Genomic DNA, 12,859 nt, shown 5'->3' with positions numbered 1-12,859 from the left:
CTACCTGACGCCGAGTTCGAAGTCGAGACTGTACCGGTTGCCGGGCATGGCGCCGGCGGCCTTGGCACCGTCGATCGGGAGCGCGACCCCGTTGATGAACCGGGATTCGTCGCTCGCCAGGAAGACGACGGCCTTCGCGACTTCCCACGCTTCGCCGACCCGTCCGGCGGGTGTGCTCGCGGTCAGTTGGTGTTGCTCGGTCTCGAATTCCTCCGGGGAGGCGAGCGTGCCGCGCAACATGTCGGTGTCGATCGCGCCCGGGTTGACCGTGTTCGCCCGGATCCCCTGGTGTGCGTGCGCGACGGCGATCGATTTCATCATGCCGACCAGCGCGTGCTTGGTGGCGTTGTACACCGGGTCGCCGGGGCGGCCCATCACGCCGCCGTTGGACGACGTCGTGATGATGCTGCCCGCCTTGTTCGCGATCATGTGCGGCAGGACGGCTCGCGTGCCGAGGAAGGCGGCCCGCACGTTCAGCGCGAAGATGTTGTCGAACTCCGCCGGCGTGGTGTCCGTCAGCGGTTTTCCGAGGTGGATGCCGACGTTGTTGAACAGCACGTCGACCCGGCCGGTTTCGGCCAGCACCCCGCGCACGAACTCATCGACCGGCACCTCGTCGGTGGCGTCCACAAGGGAGTGTCGGGCACCGTCGACGAATTCCGCGGGTTCGCGGATGTCACTGGAGAACACAGTCGCGCCCTCGGCTACGAACTCCTTCACAGTGGCGAGACCGATACCCCTCGCGCCGCCGAAGACCACCGCGACCTTGCCGGCCAGCCGCCCCATGCTCATCTCTTCCCTCTGTAGTCTTCCGGAAGCCGCACCAGCGCCCCGGGTTCTCCGTGATAGGTGACCTCGACGCCGTACAGTTCGCGCGCCGCTTCCACCGAGACGTAGCCATCGACGACGTCGGCGAGCACGGCCTCCGGCTCCCGGTCGAACGGATCGCCGTATCCGCCACCGCCGGGCAGGATCACGTCCACGACGTCGTCCGGCCGCAGGTTCACCCGGCTCTTCGACGGCAGGTCTGTCCCACCGCAGAGCCCGAACCGGCCGACGGCGCCGTCATGCCCCGAGTCCACACCGGACGCCGGTCGAAGCACTCGATCGACGTTCCCGTTGACACTCCACGAGATCTCGCCGCGTGGCGCAATCGACGTGCGCTGGCCGAGGCCGCCGCGTCGTCGTCCGGCGCCGCCGGAATCCGCTCTCAGCACGCGTTCGCACTGGATCAGCGGCGCCATCGTCTCGATGATCTCGGTCGGAGTGGACCGCAGTCCACTCGGGAACCCGGTGGTGCTGAGACCGTCCTTCGTGGCCCGTGCGCCGATCCCGCCGGTCTGGAAGACGTTGAGCATGAACTCGTCGCCCGCCGCGTCGGCGCCGCGCCAGATCGTCATCCACAACGCGTCCGCGCTGTGCGCCAACGCGTTGCCCGGTAACGCTTCATGGAGCGCGGTGATCAACAGCGACGGCAGGAAGTGCCCGATCAGGTGCCGGGACGCGACCGGCGCGGGCGGCGTGCAGTTGAGCACCGATCCCTCCGGGGCGGTGACGTGCACCGGCCGGAACGAACCCGCGTTGTGCGGCACTTCCGGGGAAATGGCCGCCTTGACCGCGAACGAGGCGTACGCCCGCGTGTAGTTGAGGACGACGTTGATCCCGCGACGGCTCTGCGGCGACGACCCGCCGAAGTCGAGGCGGATCTCGTCGCCGTCGATGGTCACGGTGATCTTGAGGACGACCTCTTCGTCGTCGAACCCGTCGGTCACCAGTTCGCTGGTGTAGGTGCCGTCCGGCAGTTTCGCCAGCGCTTCCCGCAAGGCGCGCTCGGAGCGGTTCATGATCTCGGCGGCGACGTCGTCGAGCGACTCCAGTTCGAATTCCTCCAGCAACCGAACCAGACTCGCGGCGCCGACCTCGTTCCCCGTGACCTGGGCGTACAGGTCGCCGATGGTCTCTTCCGGGGTGCGGACGTTCGCGCGGATCAGCAGTTCGAGATCCGCGTTGACCTCGCCCGCGCGGAAGAACTTCATGATCGGCAGGCGCAAACCCTCTTCGAAGACCTCGTTGGCTTCGGCCGAAACGAGCCGGCCACCGATATCCGGCGCGTGGCAACAGGAAGCGAACCACGCGACCAGTCGTCCACGCAGGAACACCGGCGTGGCGACGGTGATGTCGTTGATCTGCCCCGCCGTCTGCCACGGATCGTTGGTGAGCAGGACATCGCCGGGCACCAGGGTGTCCGGCGGATACGCGGTGACGAAGTGGTGCATCCCGGTCGCCATCGCGTTGATGTGGCCGGGAGTCCCACCGACGGACTGGCCGATCATCTCGCCGCGCGAGTCGAATACCGCGCAGGCGAGATCGAGCGACTCCCGCACCACGGAGGAGAAGGCCGTGTTGACGAGCGCGTTCTGCTGCTCGGCCAGAATCGAGTGCAGGCGGTTTCCCAGCACACCCACGAGGATCGGGTCGACGCTCACACCGTCACCACCAGACTGGCGTCTCCGCCGACCACGCACCGAGCGCCCGGAGGAATGACCACGGTGGACTCGCGCTCCTCGACGATGGCCGGACCCTCGACGCGATCACCTGGCTCGAGCCGGTATCGATCGAACACAGCCGTGTCGACAAATCCACCCTCGGCGGGGAAGTACGCCGGACGGCTGCCCTTGCGCGCGTCACCTTCGGCCGTGGCGACCGCGAGTCTCAGGGTGACCTCGGGTACCGGACCGCTCGACACGACACGCCAGTTGAGCACCTCGATGGCGACGTCCGGCCCGGTCCGCCGATACAGCGTCCGATAGGTCTCGGTGAACGCGTCGACCAGCGACTCCGGCCGGTTCCCCGGCTCGACCGGCACGCGGATCTCGTAACCCTGCCCGGAATACCGCATCTCGGCGATCCGACGGTGCGTCACCCGCGCACCGTCCACACCGGACTTCCCCAGCAGTTCCCTGCCCTCGGCCTCCATCTCGGCGAACAGCGCGCCGACCTGCTCCCCGGAGAGATCGAGTACCGCCGAACGCGCCGAGCGCACGAAGTCGAAGGCCAGCGGCGCGGTGAGGAATCCCGCCGCACTCAGTACTCCAGCCGCCGGAGGGGCGACCACCTTGGGTGCGCCGAGCGCCCGCGCCACGCCGACGCCGTGCACCGGCCCGGCGCCGCCGAAAGTGAACATCGGCAGCTTCCCCGGATCCTTGCCACGTTCGACGGCGTGGACGCGGGCGGCGTTGGCCATGTCCTCGTTGACGCTGGTGTGGATACCCCAGGAGGCCTCTTCGACACTGACGCCGAGCGGTCCGGCGATCTTCGAGCGGATCGCCTCTCGCGCGCCTTCGGCGTCCAAAGTCATTCCGCCACCGAGGAAATACGCGGGATCCAGGTAGCCGAGCACGAGATCCGCGTCGGTCACGGTGGGTTCGGTGCCGCCCCGCCCGTAGCAGACCGGGCCGGGCTCGGAACCGGCTGAATCCGGGCCGACGGTGAGCAGGCCGAGCGCGTCGATGCGGGCGATCGAGCCGCCGCCGACGCCGATCTCGATCATGTCGGTGACCGGCACCTTGACCGGCAGCCCGGATCCCGGCAGCAGCCGGTACTTCCGGTCTACTTCGAACTCGTGCGTCACCAGCGGGGCACCGCCGGCGATCAGGCACAGTTTCGCCGTCGTGCCACCCATGTCGAAGGACAGTAGATCCTCGACACCGGCGCCCGCCCCGATCGCGGAGGCGGCCAGTGCCCCGCCCGCCGGGCCGGATTCGAGGATGCGGATCGGGTAGCGCGCGGCCGTGTCGACGGTCGCGATCCCGCCGTTGGACAGCATGATGTGCGGCGACGGCCGGACCCCGGCCTTGTGCGAGCGCCGTTCCAGGTCGCGCAGGTAGCGTTCGGTGAGGTCCTGGACGTAGACATTGGCGACCGTGGTCGACGCACGTTCGAACTCGCGGATCTCCGGGACGACCTCGCTGGACAACGCGACCCGCAGCCGCGGCGCGACCTCCTCGAGCACTTCGGCCGCCCGCCGTTCATGTGCGGGATTCGTGAAGGCGTGCAGGAAACAGATCGCCACCGCGTCGATCCCGCGGGCGTCGAGTTCACGGCCGAGACGAGCGACGTAGTCCTCGTCCAGTCCGGTGTGGACGGTCCCGTCGGCGAGGATCCGCTCGGGGACGTCGAACCGCAGGTGGCGCGGAACCAGCGGGGCGGGGAGTTCGATGAGCAGGTCGTAAAGTTCGTACCGGTGCTCACGCCGCATCTCCAGCACGTCGCGGAATCCGGCGGTCGCCAGCAGCGCGGTGCGCGATCCCTTGCGTTCGATCAGCGCGTTCGTGACCAGCGTGGTGCCGTGCACGAACTGCTCGACGTCGGCCGCGTCCAGCCCAGCGTCGGCGAGTGTCCTTTTGAGACCTTCCTCGACCGCGCGGGCGGGCTCGTCGTGCGTCGTCAACACCTTGCCGACAGCGATGACACCGGTCTCGTCGAGCACGCAGAGATCGGTGAACGTGCCGCCGATGTCCACACCGACGCGGAGGCCGGTCACGAAGAACCCTTGCGGTACCAGCGCGGCGAGGTGTTGAGCGGCGGTGCCATCTTCGCGCGCACGACCAGCACGTTCGGCTCGTCGGACTCGACGAACTCGCCGAGCAACCGCCGGAACGCGCGCCCGAACCCGGAGACGCGACCCGCGTGCACCCCGAAAGACCGTGCGAGGCCGACGAAATCGGGGCTGTCCCAGTCGACGCCGCGGCGCGGCACCCCGGCGCGGTCCTGGTCGTACCGGAGCATCCCGTAGCCGCCGTCGTCGACGATGATCACCGTGACCGGCAGCTGTTCCTGCGCCAGCGTGGCGAGATCGCCGCAGCCGAACAGGAAACCGCCGTCACCGCTGATACAGATCGCGCGCCCGACGTCCGCCGCACCGGCGCCGAGCGCGGCCGGGAAGCCGTAGCCGAGTGTGCCCCAGCCCATCGGGTACGCGAGTTTGCGCGGGGCGCGGACGCGATGGAACCCGCCGATCCAGTACCCGGCCACGCACATGTCCGCGACCACGACGGCGTCCTGGGGCAGCACTTCGTCCAAAGTGGACAGCAGGTCCGCTGCCTGCGGCTCCTCTTCCTTGATCCGCTGCCGGACCCGCGCGGAGACCTTGGCGAGCCTGCCGACGAGCGCCGCGATCCCTGGCCGTTCCTCCACTTTCAGCGCCTCGGTGAGCACGCGGGCGTCACCGACCAGCGTGATGTCCGGCTGGTAGTTCTTGGCCGCGTCGTCCGGGTCGACGTTGATCGCGATGAGCTTCTTCGGCGGCGGCATCAGCCAGTTCTGCGTCATCAGCCCGTCGAAGTCGGTGCCGATGGCGAGGACGACGTCGGCCTCGTCCCACAGCGCGCCGACTTCGGGCGCGTGCACCGGGTTCGGGGCGAGACAGGGGTGGTCGGCCGACAGGAGCCCTCGGGCGCCGAAAGTCGTGAGCACCGGGGCGGCCAGCCGTTCGGCGAGTTTCCCGATCGCCTCACCCGCCGCGGCGCGCAGCGCGCCGCCGCCCGCCCAGATCACCGGCCGCTCGGCGGTGGCCAGCAGCGCTTCGGCCTCGGAGAGGTCGGGGATCTCGAACGGCCGGGCGTGCGACCTCGGCGGACGACGGGCAGGCGTCCGCTCCGACAGGAAGTCGGTGGGGATGCCGAGGTAGACCGGCCCGCTCTGCGGCTGAAGCGCGAGCCGGGCCGCGCGGTGCAGGGTGGCGGCGACCTGGTCGGCGCTCTGGACGGTGAACCCGGCCTTGGTGACCGGCGCGAACATCGCCTGCTGGTCCGACGTCTCGTGCAGGACACCGCGGACCACGCCCGGGCGCCGCAGCGTGGACGGGATGTCGGTCGCGATGACCAGCATCGGCGCGGCCGAGGCCATCGCCTCGCCGACGGCGGCGAGCGTGTTCGCCGCGCCGGGCCCCGTGGTCACCATGGCGATGCCGAGTTTCCCGGTCGCGCGGGCATAACCGTCGGCGGCGTACCCGGCCGTCTGCTCGTGCCGGACCCCGATGAGCCGGATTTCCGTATCGGCCAGCGCCTCCCATAACGGCAGGTTGTGCACCCCGGGGAGACCGAAGACGACTTCGGTCCCCAGAGCGGTCAGCGCGTCGGCCAGATGCTGGGCTCCGGTGGGTGAAGGCACCCCGCCGATAGTGCCAGATCGTTCAACGATCCAGCAACCGTGACCTACTGCCTCGTAAGTGGCAGGGATGGTTAGAACCGTCCTTACCGATCACGAGGTCAGTACAGACCGGCCGAATACCTGCTTGGCTCGTAATACGCCTCCAGGTCGGCCACACTGTCCTCCGGCCGCTCGAAGGTCTTGGAGATGACCGCCCTGGACGGCAACGCGCCGGGCGTCCAGGTCTCGGGCGACCAGAGCTTCGACCGCATGAACGCCTTCTGGCAGTGATGGAAGATCTCGTCGATGTCGACCACCAGCGCGAGCTTCGGCCTGCTTCCCTGCACGATCATGTCGTCGAAGAACGGCGCCTCCCGCACCAGCCGCGCGCGGCCGTTGATCCGCAGCGTGTCGCCGCGGCCCGGGATCAGGTAGATCAGCCCGACGTGCGGGTTCGACAGCACGTTGCGGAACCCGTCGGCGCGGCGGTTGCCGGGACGCTCCGGGATCGCGATCCGCGTGTCATCCACTACCAGCGTGAACCCGGCGGGATCGCCCTTCGGCGAGACGTCGCAGGTGCCGTCCGCCGACGACGTCGCGATCAGCACGAACGGCGACTCCGCCAGCCACCGCCGGTCCATCTCGTGCAGCTTGGGCCGTGCCTTGTTCGCCGTCCGTTCCAGCGGCGGCGGCAGGATCTCCCGCAGCTCCGCCTCGGTGGTGACCTCGATGAACCCGTCAGACAATGTTGTGCTCCTTCGTCGAGGCCCGGTCGCCGGTGAAGCGGCGCACGTCGAGGCCGGTGATGTCGATGGCCGGGACCCGCCCCAGGTAGAGGTCCCGCACGAGCTCTCCCACGGCCGGGCCCATCTGGAACCCGTGTCCCGAAAACCCCGTCGCGTAGAAGAACCGTGACAGGTGGACGCTTTCCCCCACGATCTGGTTGCGGTCAGGGGTGACTTCGTACAGCCCGGCCCAGCCGCCGCGGATCCCCGCGCCGAGCACGGCGGGCACCCGCCGCGCGGCGATCTCGGCGAGTTTCGGCAGCCAGTCGCCCGGCTGGTATCGGGTGTCGAACCCGGGATCGCCGTCACCGTCGCAGAAGGACATCGCCAGGCCGAGGCCCTCACGGTGGAAGTAGAACGCCGACGGCATCTCGATGGTCAGCGGCACGGATTCGGGCAGGCCTGCGACCGGGCCGGTGAACACGACCTGACGGCGGAACGGCCGCACCGGGAGGTCGACACCGGCGAGTTCGCCGACCCGCCCCGACCACGCCCCCGCCGCGCAGACCACCGCCCCCGTCGACGCGATGCCTTCGCTGGTCCGGACGCCGGTGATCTCGTCGCCGTCGCGTTCGATCCCGACGACTTCGACACCGGTCTTCAACATCGCGCCGTGCGCGCGGGCCGCCCGCGCGTAGCCCTGGACCGCGGAGTCCGGGGTGGCCTTGGCGTCGTCCGGCGACCACAGCGCCGCGACCACACCTTCGGTGTCGATCAGCGGGGAGAGCCGCCGCGCTTCGGCCGGTTCGACGAGCCGGCTGCGCACACCGTAGGAGTTCTGCAGTTCGGCACAGCGCTCGAACTCCGGCAGGTCCGCGGGGTCGGTGACCAGGTACAGGTAGCCGTCGCGGCGAAAGTCGATCTCCGCCCCGTACGTCTCGGTGAAGGAGGCGTACTCGGCCAGGCCGCGCAGCCCGATCTCGATGTTGACCCTGGTGGTGAACGACGACCGGATCCCGCCGGCCGCCTTCCCCGTCGAGCCAGCGCCCAGGCTGTCGCGTTCGAGCAGCAGCACCGAGACACCGGCGGCGGCGAGCCGGTACGCGCAGCTGACCCCGATGATGCCGCCGCCGATCACGACGACGTCGGTGCGTTCAGGAAGTGGCTCCATCCGGTTCCCCGATCCGTTCGTCCTCGGGCGGCGGCCCCGGCGGTGTGCCGTCGCCGAACGGGCGCCCGCCCAGCCGCTCCCGGTGATGCGGCGCCGCCCAGCCGGACAGCTCCGGTCCGAGTGGGACGATCCGCGTCGGGTTCACCTGCTCGTGCACCGCGTGGTAGTGCCGCTTGATGTGGTCGAAGTCGACGGTGTCACCGAAGCCCGGCGTTTGGAAGAGGTCGCGGGCATAGGCCCACAGCACCGGCATTTCGGCCAGTTTGTTCCGGTTGCACTTGAAATGCCCGTGATAGACCGGATCGAAGCGGACGAGCGTGGTGAACAACCGGATGTCCGCCTCGGTGATCGTGTCACCGACGAGGTAGCGCTGGTGTTCCAGCCGCTCGGAAAGCACGTCCAGCATGGCGAAGAGCCGGGTGTACGCGTCTTCGTACGCGGCCTGCCCGGTCGCGAAACCGGCCTGGTAGACGGCGGCGTTGACATCGGCGAAGACCCCCACGTTGACGGCGTCGATCTCGTCGCGCAGCCGCTCGGGATAGAGGTCGGGCGCGCCGGGCCGGTGAAGGCTGGTCCATTCGGTGGAGAAATCGAGCGTGATCCGCGGATAGTCGTTGCTCACGAGCCGCTTGCTCGGAATGTCCACAATGGCCGGAACGCTGATCCCGCCCATGTAGTGCGGATCCGCGGCGTGATAGGCCTCGGCCAGGTACTTGATGCCCAAGACCGGGTCCCGGTCATCGGGATCGAGGGTGAACCGCCAGCTCTTGTCGTCCTGGATCGGGTCGGCGACGGCGACGCCCAGCGCGGGCTCGAGACCGAGGAGCCGCCGGACGATCAGCCCCCGGCTCGCCCAGGGACAGGCCCGGCTCACCACCAGCCGGTATCTTCCCGCCTCCACCGGCCAGCCTTCGCGGCCGTCGGCGGTGACGCGCGCGTCGAAATGGTTGGCGGACCGACGGAACTCTCCTGTGGGGTTCTCGGCGGGAAAACGTGCCTCGAACCTGCCCGTCTTCGGATCGGTCGGGATCGTCATGTCAGTCACCCTAAAGCGTGAGAAGGTGGTTGCGGTGTGCGTAGACTCTCGCACCCGGCGTGCTCGCACGCCGCCGCGCGGAAGGTGGTCCGACGATGCCATTCATGCCCGTGACCGACTCGATGTTCCTTCTCGTGGAGACGCGCGAACATCCCATGCACGTCGGCGGGCTGCAGCTGTTCAAGAAACCCGAGGACGCCGGACCCGACTACCTGCGTGACGTCCGCCGGAAGCTGCTCGATTCCGACAACATGCGCTCGGTGTTCCGGCGTCGTCCCGCCCGGCCGGTCAACACCGCCGGGCACATCGCCTGGGCGACGGATGTCGATCTCGAACTCGACTACCACTTCCGGCATTCGGCGCTGCCCCAGCCCGGCCGGATCCGCGAACTGCTGGAACTGACCGGACGCTGGCACAGCACCCTGCTCGACAGGCACCGCCCGCTGTGGGAGATCCACCTGGTGGAGGGCCTGCAGGACGGCCGGTTCGCGCTCTACAGCAAGATCCACCACGCGCTGATGGACGGCGTCTCGGCGCTGCGGCATCTGCAGGGCACGCTGTCGGACGACCCGAACGACCTGGACTGTCCGCCGCCGTGGGGCCGACGGCCCAAACCGGACGGCGGCCACAACGGCAAGGCGCCCCCCTCCCTGTTCCAGACCATGGGCAAGACGGTCAACCAGCTCGCCGGCATCGCCCCCGCCGCGCTGAAGGTGGCGCGGGAGGCGTACCAGGAACACAAGCTCACGCTGCCGTCACAGGCGCCGAAGACGATGCTGAACGTGCCGATCGGCGGGGCCCGGCGGTTCGCCGCACAGTCGTGGTCGCTGGACCGGGTGCGCAAGGTGGCGACCGCCGCCGGGGTATCGCGCAACGACGTCGTCCTCGCGATGTGCTCGGGCGCGCTGCGGGACTACCTGATCGAACAGAACGCCCTTCCCGACGCGCCACTGACCGCGATGGTTCCGGTTTCCCTGCGACGCAAGGACAGTGGTGACGCGGCGGGCAACAACATCGGCGCGCTGCTGTGCAACCTCGCCACCCATCTCACCGATCCGGCCGCGCGGCTCGCGGCGATCAACGCGTCCATGCGCAACGGGAAGAAGCTCTTCTCGGAGCTGACTCCGCTGCAGACGCTGCTGCTGTCGGGGATCAACGTCGCCCAGCTCGGCGTGTCACCGATCCCTGGCTTCGTGAACAACACGAAACCGCCGTTCAACCTGGTGATCTCCAACGTGCCGGGGCCGCGCAAGCAGATGTACTGGAACGGCGCGTCGCTCGACGGCATCTACCCGGCGTCGGTCCTGCTCGACGGGCAGGCGCTGAACATCACGCTGACCAGCAACGGGGACAACCTGGACTTCGGCATCACCGGCTGCCGCCGGAGCGTCCCGCATCTGCAGCGCATCCTGACCCATCTGGACACCGCGCTCGCCGAACTCGAACACGCGGTCTCCGCCTCCTCCCGCAATTAGTCCTCTAGTTGCGGTCCTTGCACACGCAACTACCGCAACCAGTCCTCTACTTGCGGCGGTGAACCGCAAGTAGAGGACTAATTGCGCGGGGGTCAGCTCCCGTCGGAGACGTAGAGGGCGCCAGGGGTGATCGTGTACAGCTGGCCGTCGGGACCGGCGACGGCGTCACGCGTGCGGCCGAGGTTGGTCCAGAGCTTGCCGCCGTTGCCGTTCAGGTCGAGCTTGTACGTGCCGCCCTTGAGCGAGGCCAGGTACAGCGAGCCCTTGTAGGCCGCCAGCCCGCTCGGCGTCGCCGAAGACGTCGGCCAGGCCTTGACCGGGTTGGTCATGCCCGCCGTGGTGCACGGGCCCTCGCAGGTCGGCCAGCCGTAGTTCTTTCCCGGGTCGATCTTGTTCAGCTCGTCGAGCTTGTTGGCACCGATGTCGGAGACGTACAGCTGTCCGTTCGCCCAGGTCAGACCCTGGACGTTGCGGTGGCCGTAGGAGTAGACGCGGCTGTTGAACGGGTTGCCGGGAGCGGCCGCGCCGTCGGTGGTGACACGCAGGACCTTGCCGCCGAGGGAGTTCTTGTTCTGCGCGTTGGCGCCGTTCTGGCCGTCGCCGGTGCCCGCGTAGAGGTAGCCGTCGGGGCCGAACCTGATCCGCCCGCCGTGGTGGTACTGCGAACCACGCGGGATGCCGGTGACGATCGGCGTCGGCGGCTGCCCCAGCTTCAGCTTGGCGATGCGGTTGTCGGAGCTGGTCGTGTAGTAGATGAAGACCGTCTCGTCGGTGGCGTACTTCGGCGAGACGGCGATGCCGAGCAAGCCCGCCTCCGCCGTGACGCTCACTCCGGGGATGGTCTGGACCGTGGTGACCTTGCCCGCCTTGTCGATCCTGCTGATCGTCTTGGCGTCCTTCTGGGTGAAGAGACCGGTGCCGTCGGGCAGGAAATCGATCGACCAGGCCTGCTTGAGGCCACTGGCGAGCTGTCTGATCGCCTGGATGGACGGCGCTTCGGCGGCGGCCGCCGGAACGGCCGCGATCGACACGGCCGTCGCGGCGGCGAACGTGACGGCGAGAGTACGACGTAAGGACATGGGACGCCTCCTTCAGCTACACCCCTGGAGCTCGGATGGCGGCGGAAGACGGGCGGCCGGGGTTCGCCCGTCAAGTTGGATACAAACACACCATGGGATGAAACGGACACCACTGGTCGGGGTAAGGAAAGCGCTTGCCGTTAACCGTTGTGTGCGCCGAGCGTGACCGATGTGACGACTCGATCCCCCATAGGTAGGAAACTTTACAAAACACCGCTCGAACTTGCACCTTACGTCTGGTCAGAATCGGCGACGCGCTTCTAGGGTGACGGTGCTCGGCCCGGTTCGTTCCCATGTGGACGTTCCGGGGATGAACGTCAGCGATCCGAGGAGTACGAAAATGATCGAACCCATCGAGGTATGGACCACGCCCGACTTCGTCGAGTACGAAACTCCCATGGAAGTCACCGCATACGCGGCCCGCATGGAGGACTGAATTCCCACCCGGTGGTGGGGGCCGTCCCCCACCACCGGGCCGCCGTCCCGATCAGCGAGCCGCTGGAGTGCTGCACCGTGTCTCTTCCCCTTTCCGCCGCGCCGATGTCGCCGCCGGAATTCGTCGCGGCCTTGCGCGGGCTTTCCCACCGCTATTGGGGTACGCACCCGTTCCACCACCGGATGCACGGCGGCGACCTGTCCGAGTACGAGCTGAAGGTCTGGGCCGCGAACCGCTGGTACTACCAGTGCGTGCTCCCGCAGAAGGACGCGGCGATCATCAGCAACTGCCCGGTGCCGGAAATCCGCCGGGAATGGCTGGACCGCATCGTCTATCACGACGGGATGAAAGCCGGAGACGGCGGAATCGAGCGGTGGCTCCGTTTGTGCACCGCGGTCGGGCTCGCCCGCGAAGAGGTTCTCGATCAGCGGCACGTCGCTCCCGGCGTGCGATTCGCCGTCGACGCCTACGTGAATTTCGCCCGCACGAAGCCCTGGCTCGAAGCGGTCGCTTCGGGGCTGACCGAAATGTTCGCCGGCCATCTCATGCAACGTCGGGTCGCCGGCATGCTGGCCAACTACCCATGGATCGCGCGGGAAGACCTCGCCTACTTCACCAATCGCATCGACAAGGTCTCCGGTGAGGGCGAGGGGACACTCGACATCGTCGTGCGGCACGCCGTCACCCGTGAACAGCAGGAGAAGGCGATCGCCGCGCTTTCGTTCAAGACCGACGTGCTCTGGTCCATGCTCGACGCCATCGAGCGCGCCGCGGCCAAGGAGTAGCG

General features: G+C 68.4%; 11 protein-coding genes. 3 read left to right on the top strand and 8 right to left on the bottom strand.

Going from position 1 to position 12,859, the window contains the following annotated elements; translation table 11 throughout:
- From ACM6LR_RS14750 to ACM6LR_RS14720, 7 genes are all read right to left on the bottom strand, one after another.
- On the bottom strand, nucleotides 1-786 hold the full coding sequence (locus ACM6LR_RS14750) for an SDR family NAD(P)-dependent oxidoreductase (RefSeq protein WP_414939388.1): 786 nt from the start codon (nucleotides 784-786) through the stop codon (nucleotides 1-3).
- Between the two features lie 2 nt (nucleotides 787-788).
- Nucleotides 789-2,486 (bottom strand): hydantoinase B/oxoprolinase family protein, encoded by a 1,698-nt coding sequence (locus tag ACM6LR_RS14745; RefSeq protein WP_414943960.1) that lies wholly within the window; start codon nucleotides 2,484-2,486, stop codon nucleotides 789-791.
- Entirely contained in the window at nucleotides 2,483-4,543 is a 2,061-nt protein-coding gene (locus ACM6LR_RS14740; RefSeq protein ID WP_414939391.1) for a hydantoinase/oxoprolinase family protein, read from the bottom strand. The genes ACM6LR_RS14745 and ACM6LR_RS14740 overlap by 4 nt, the downstream gene beginning before the upstream one ends.
- Nucleotides 4,540-6,171: a thiamine pyrophosphate-binding protein gene (locus ACM6LR_RS14735; protein WP_414939392.1), complete on the bottom strand. Its 1,632-nt coding sequence runs from the start codon at nucleotides 6,169-6,171 to the stop codon at nucleotides 4,540-4,542. Before ACM6LR_RS14735 ends, ACM6LR_RS14740 begins: the two co-directional genes overlap by 4 nt.
- Nucleotides 6,172-6,269: 98 nt before the next feature.
- Nucleotides 6,270-6,896, bottom strand: a complete 627-nt coding sequence (locus ACM6LR_RS14730; RefSeq protein ID WP_414939393.1) for a pyridoxamine 5'-phosphate oxidase family protein — start codon at nucleotides 6,894-6,896, stop codon at nucleotides 6,270-6,272.
- Nucleotides 6,889-8,046, bottom strand: coding sequence for an NAD(P)/FAD-dependent oxidoreductase (locus ACM6LR_RS14725; protein ID WP_414939394.1), 1,158 nt, complete (start codon nucleotides 8,044-8,046; stop codon nucleotides 6,889-6,891). The genes ACM6LR_RS14730 and ACM6LR_RS14725 overlap by 8 nt, the downstream gene beginning before the upstream one ends.
- On the bottom strand, nucleotides 8,030-9,082 hold the full coding sequence (locus ACM6LR_RS14720; RefSeq protein WP_414943959.1) for a glutathione S-transferase family protein: 1,053 nt from the start codon (nucleotides 9,080-9,082) through the stop codon (nucleotides 8,030-8,032). Before ACM6LR_RS14720 ends, ACM6LR_RS14725 begins: the two co-directional genes overlap by 17 nt.
- A 95-nt stretch (nucleotides 9,083-9,177) precedes the next feature.
- Between ACM6LR_RS14720 and ACM6LR_RS14715 the strand changes: the two genes are divergently transcribed.
- Complete coding sequence (locus tag ACM6LR_RS14715; protein WP_414939396.1) at nucleotides 9,178-10,557, top strand: WS/DGAT/MGAT family O-acyltransferase; 1,380 nt, start codon at nucleotides 9,178-9,180, stop codon at nucleotides 10,555-10,557.
- 92 nt (nucleotides 10,558-10,649) lie between these two features.
- Here ACM6LR_RS14715 and ACM6LR_RS14710 read toward each other — a convergent pair whose 3' ends face one another.
- Nucleotides 10,650-11,636, bottom strand: coding sequence for a PQQ-dependent sugar dehydrogenase (locus ACM6LR_RS14710; protein ID WP_414943958.1), 987 nt, complete (start codon nucleotides 11,634-11,636; stop codon nucleotides 10,650-10,652).
- Nucleotides 11,637-11,976: 340 nt separating this feature from the next.
- Here ACM6LR_RS14710 and pqqA point away from each other — a divergent pair, with 340 nt between their 5' ends.
- Both pqqA and pqqC read left to right on the top strand, forming a co-directional pair.
- Nucleotides 11,977-12,072, top strand: coding sequence for a pyrroloquinoline quinone precursor peptide PqqA (pqqA, locus tag ACM6LR_RS14705; RefSeq protein WP_076160001.1), 96 nt, complete (start codon nucleotides 11,977-11,979; stop codon nucleotides 12,070-12,072).
- 104 nt (nucleotides 12,073-12,176) lie between these two features.
- Nucleotides 12,177-12,857: a pyrroloquinoline-quinone synthase PqqC gene (pqqC, locus tag ACM6LR_RS14700; protein WP_414944038.1), complete on the top strand. Its 681-nt coding sequence runs from the start codon at nucleotides 12,177-12,179 to the stop codon at nucleotides 12,855-12,857.
- The last annotated feature ends 2 nt before the right edge of the window (nucleotides 12,858-12,859 follow it).

Origin of the sequence: Amycolatopsis sp. cmx-11-32, assembly GCF_047608695.1 — a bacterium.
Taxonomy (GTDB): Bacteria; Actinomycetota; Actinomycetes; order Mycobacteriales; family Pseudonocardiaceae; genus Amycolatopsis.
This window is presented reverse-complemented; position numbering and strand designations above follow the sequence as displayed.

Bases quoted from the DNA above. Each gene is read 5' to 3' on its own strand.
- ACM6LR_RS14750 (WP_414939388.1), bottom strand. From the start codon at position 786: ATGGGGCGGCTGGCCGGCAAGGTCGCGGTGGTCTTCGGCGGCGCGAGG.
- ACM6LR_RS14725 (WP_414939394.1), bottom strand. From the start codon at position 8,046: ATGGAGCCACTTCCTGAACGCACCGACGTCGTCGTGATCGGCGGCGGC.
- ACM6LR_RS14720 (WP_414943959.1), bottom strand. From the start codon at position 9,082: ATGACGATCCCGACCGATCCGAAGACGGGCAGGTTCGAGGCACGTTTT.
- ACM6LR_RS14715 (WP_414939396.1), top strand. From the start codon at position 9,178: ATGCCATTCATGCCCGTGACCGACTCGATGTTCCTTCTCGTGGAGACG.
- ACM6LR_RS14710 (WP_414943958.1), bottom strand. From the start codon at position 11,636: ATGTCCTTACGTCGTACTCTCGCCGTCACGTTCGCCGCCGCGACGGCC.
- pqqA (WP_076160001.1), top strand. From the start codon at position 11,977: ATGATCGAACCCATCGAGGTATGGACCACGCCCGACTTCGTCGAGTAC.
- pqqC (WP_414944038.1), top strand. From the start codon at position 12,177: ATGTCGCCGCCGGAATTCGTCGCGGCCTTGCGCGGGCTTTCCCACCGC.